This window comes from Vibrio sp. 10N.222.46.A1, assembly GCF_041473595.1.
In the GTDB taxonomy this organism is placed as follows: Bacteria; Pseudomonadota; Gammaproteobacteria; order Enterobacterales; family Vibrionaceae; genus Vibrio; species Vibrio tasmaniensis_A.
In genome coordinates, this window is the sequence record NZ_JBFRSN010001215.1 from 1 (window position 1) to 550 (window position 550).

1 protein-coding gene is annotated in these 550 nt (G+C 45.8%); it reads right to left on the bottom strand.

The features are described from left to right. Positions 1-550 (bottom strand): iron chelate uptake ABC transporter family permease subunit (locus tag AB4496_RS25335; protein ID WP_372132590.1); only part of this gene is annotated, 550 nt, incomplete at both ends.

Sequence of the window (550 nt, forward strand, 5' to 3'; positions counted from 1 at the left end):
CTTCTGATAATTGAGGCCAATGTTTTTTGCGAAGCTTTCACCAATACTTGCCGCACTGAACTGACTCGCAAAGTAATAAGCCAACACACATGCAGGAACCGCGAGGTAAAGGATTTCATAGCTGCCTTGCAATACACTCGCAAAGTTCGCCATCGTCCAAGCTGACATGGTTTGTACTAAATCGTATTTGTAAGCGATAAAGGTTGTTAGAGAGGAAATAACGTTGCCATACATGATGCCAATCAAAGGTACCAACACCGCATTCTTGAACTTCAAGTGTTGTAGAAAGCGGACCAATAGCATGGTGCCTAACACCGCAAACGCAAAGATAAAGCCTAAGTAGCTCCATTGAGCGGCATTACCCAGCACCAGAATACCGACGATGTACCCCAACATGGCGCAATCAATCGTGCCCATCGTAGAAGGTGCAGCAAACTTATTCTGAACAATCTGTTGCATTATCAAGCCAGCAACACTCAAGCCAGCACCGGCAAGCACAATCGCGAACAGTCGAGGGATCCGACTAACAACATAAATAGAGTTGGCGTGT